Origin of the sequence: Methylobacterium persicinum (assembly GCF_022179525.1) — a bacterium.
GTDB classification, from domain to species: domain Bacteria; phylum Pseudomonadota; class Alphaproteobacteria; order Rhizobiales; family Beijerinckiaceae; genus Methylobacterium; species Methylobacterium persicinum.
Genome location: NZ_BPQX01000091.1, coordinates 1 through 2,900, shown reverse-complemented (window position 1 = coordinate 2,900; position 2,900 = coordinate 1). Strand labels below are relative to the sequence as shown.

The 2,900-nt window shown below is 65.3% G+C and carries 3 protein-coding genes; all 3 read right to left on the bottom strand.

From position 1 onward, the window contains the following. Positions 1–237 (bottom strand): hypothetical protein (locus MFF22_RS24585; RefSeq protein ID WP_238253396.1); only part of this gene is annotated, 237 nt, incomplete at its 3' end. Further along, positions 237–1,553: a tyrosine-type recombinase/integrase gene (locus MFF22_RS24580; RefSeq protein WP_238253395.1), complete on the bottom strand. Its 1,317-nt coding sequence runs from the start codon at positions 1,551–1,553 to the stop codon at positions 237–239. The genes MFF22_RS24585 and MFF22_RS24580, both read right to left, overlap by 1 nt. A 178-nt stretch (positions 1,554–1,731) precedes the next feature. Further along, a partial coding sequence (locus MFF22_RS24575; RefSeq protein WP_238253393.1) for a recombinase family protein occupies positions 1,732–2,900 on the bottom strand: 1,169 nt, incomplete at its 5' end.

The window sequence follows — 2,900 nt, the reverse complement described above, 5'->3', positions numbered from 1 at the left end:
AAGTTCAACGCTGTTTGACAGACGGTCAGGCTTGCGAGTCCGCTCAACTTCGTCGCCGATAGCCGCCGCCACGCGATCGAGTTCGGCCATCACCGATTCGGGGATCGGCAAGCTCCAAGCCCGAGCGAGACGATAGCAGCGCCAAGCCGCCGCCTTGTTGCCGTCACGCTGGAAGACCGCTTGCCAGCGGCGCAACTCGGCCGCTCGCTCTTTGTCTAGATCGAAGAGAGCGGGCATCAGGCGGCCTCACCGTGCGAACTACCGCCGTCGGTGTCGGCCGAAAGGCGATCGACAAGCGCGGCCCAAGCCTCAAGCGCGTGCCGCTTCTCGGCCGCGAAATCGTGGCGCTGATAGACGCCGACGATTCCTCCGAACGTCCCCGAGACGTGATTGAGCACCTTTTCGACGACCGCCACGGATATACCTGCCCGAGCCATCCCGCTCGCGGCGGTTCTTCGGAGGTCATGAAGCCGCCAAGGTGCGATCGTGACGCGCTCAGGGTCGGCGCCCTGCTTTTCGGCTTCGTCGCGTGCAACCTTCAGCATTCTCGCGTCGAGTGCCGCCTTCGCCCGCGAGAAGCCGGATACGGACGTGTCGCCCGTCGTCGTCAGTACGAACTCTGACCCCTCGATCCGACGAGCATCGCGAATCAACGCAACGACCGCGGGTACGAGTGGGACGGCATGGATCTTCCCGTTCTTCACCCTGGCGGCCGGGAGAACCCACACCGGATCGCTAGCGTCGAGATCGACTTCGCTCCATCGCATGCCGGCAATCTCTTCACGCCGCTGCCCCGTGAGCAGGGTGAGACTGAAGAACTCGCGCCATGGCCAGTCGAGCTGGCGCAACGCCAGGACGACAAGGCGAAGCTCGGGATCGCTCAGGACGCGGTCGCGCGAGACCTCGTCTTTCGGACGTTTGACGCGCTCTGCAGGCGAGACTTCGAGGATGCCCCGGTCGACACACCAATTGAAGAACGCCTTGAGGTTCGCGAGCGTGCGGTTCGCGGTCGTCCCGGCCCCGCGGTCGGCAATACCCTCGACGAGCTTCAGCACGTCGGCGCGATCGATCTCGGTCACGAGTCGGCCTCGCCAAGGGCCTTTGACCTCCTTCTCAAGAAGTCGCTTCACTTCCTGCGCCGATTTCATGCGCGAGACTTGGCGGGCGACATAGCGGTCGACAACGCTCTCGATCAGGTCGTCTTGCCGTCGCTCGGCCGTTACGGCTTCGGATCTCTCGGCCTCACGTTGTGCCATTGCAGCCGCCCTGACGGCCTTCCGCTCCGCCGACGGATCATTGCCGGTGGTTAGGCTCTTGCGGGCGTCGCCGGCCTTCTGGCGGGCTTCCGCGAGGGTCAGACTGCCAGGGCCGACGGCGGGGCCGAGCGTCAACTTCACGCCTCGGCCGCCTAGTTCGTATCGAAAGATCCACGACTTCGAACCCGAGGGCTGAATGACGACCCGCAAGCCGGGGGTCGCACCGTCCGCTATCTCGCGTCGAGCAGTGCTCGGCTTGGCGTTCGCGACGGCGACGGCGGTCAGGGCACGGGGCATGGCTCGCTCGGGGTACGGCTCGGGGTACGGCAAAACCGCGATAGCCGTCGCTATGCGATGTTCCCAACATCGCCTAACAGTAGCGATAGAGCGCAGTCATAACAATGACTTAGCGTCACAGCATGTTATAAACTGTGGGGGTGCGTTAGCGTCCGCCCGCAGACTACGAATCTGGGGGTCAGAGGTTCGAATCCTTTCGGGCGCGCCACTTCCGTACAGAACTGCGAACACCGGGCATGTCGGTTGATCCCACTCCGACGACGGCCGCTTCCAGGTTCGCCTTCCCACCGATGATACGGATGACGTCGGTTCCGACCTCGATCCGATCGACGATGGCCTGAAGCCACGCCTTGCGGAACGGGATCTCTCCCGTCGTCACGTTCTCGCGCATCAATCGCCCGAACCGCTCGATCATCTCCGGGGCGATCTCCGTCGGCGGACGTTTCGCGACGTGGATCCGGTCGAGCGCGCCCTTGGCGCGGTCCCGCTCCTGCTTCAGGGTGGCGAGCCGTTCCCTGAGAATGTCGTCGAGGTCGGTCAGCCCGTCTTCGACCATGCGGTAAAGCCGTTTCAGCTTGTCTTCCGCGGCCTCGATTTCATGGCGCAGCGCCGTGACCCGGCCATCGACCTCCAACGTCTTCTCCGCCCGCTGCGACCACAGCGACGCGAGTGTCGCCCGCAGCCGGTCAGGTTGCAGAAGCTCCTCCACGAGGCGGTCGGTGACCAGCGCGTCGAGGGTGTCCATCCGGATCGTGCGGCCGGTGCAGCCGGTCTTGCCCTGACGCCCGTGGGTCGAGCAACTGTAGTAGCGTTGGACCTTGCCTGACTTCGACGTGCCGGTGCGCAGCGTCATCGGGCCGCCGCAGGTCGTGCAGGTCGCCAAGCCGGTGAGCAGGATCGGCCCGGTCACCACCCGGGCCGGCGTCGTGCGCGGGTTGTGAGCCTTCAACGTGGCCTGCACCGCCTCGAACTCGGACAGGGCGATAATCGCCGGCACGGTGATCGGGATCTGCTCCGCCTTCGGCTTCTCGGTCAGCGTCCGCGAGCAGCGCCGGTTGAACACCCACTCGCCGACATACCCGCGGTTGGTCAGGATCCCGTGGATCGTCGCCACGCCGAACCGGGCTCCGGCCCGCGTGCGGTAGCCCCGTTCGTTGAGGTGGCAGGTGATGGCCTTGACCCCGAGCGGGCCGGACGACCCGTCGCCCTGGCGATAGAGACTGAAAATCAACCGCACCGTCTCGGCCTCGACGGTGTCGACCGCCAGCCGCTTCTTGATCCGGACGCCGCGTTTCTCGACCTCCACGACCGTGTAGCCCAGCGGCACTGACCTGACCGGCTGGCTTT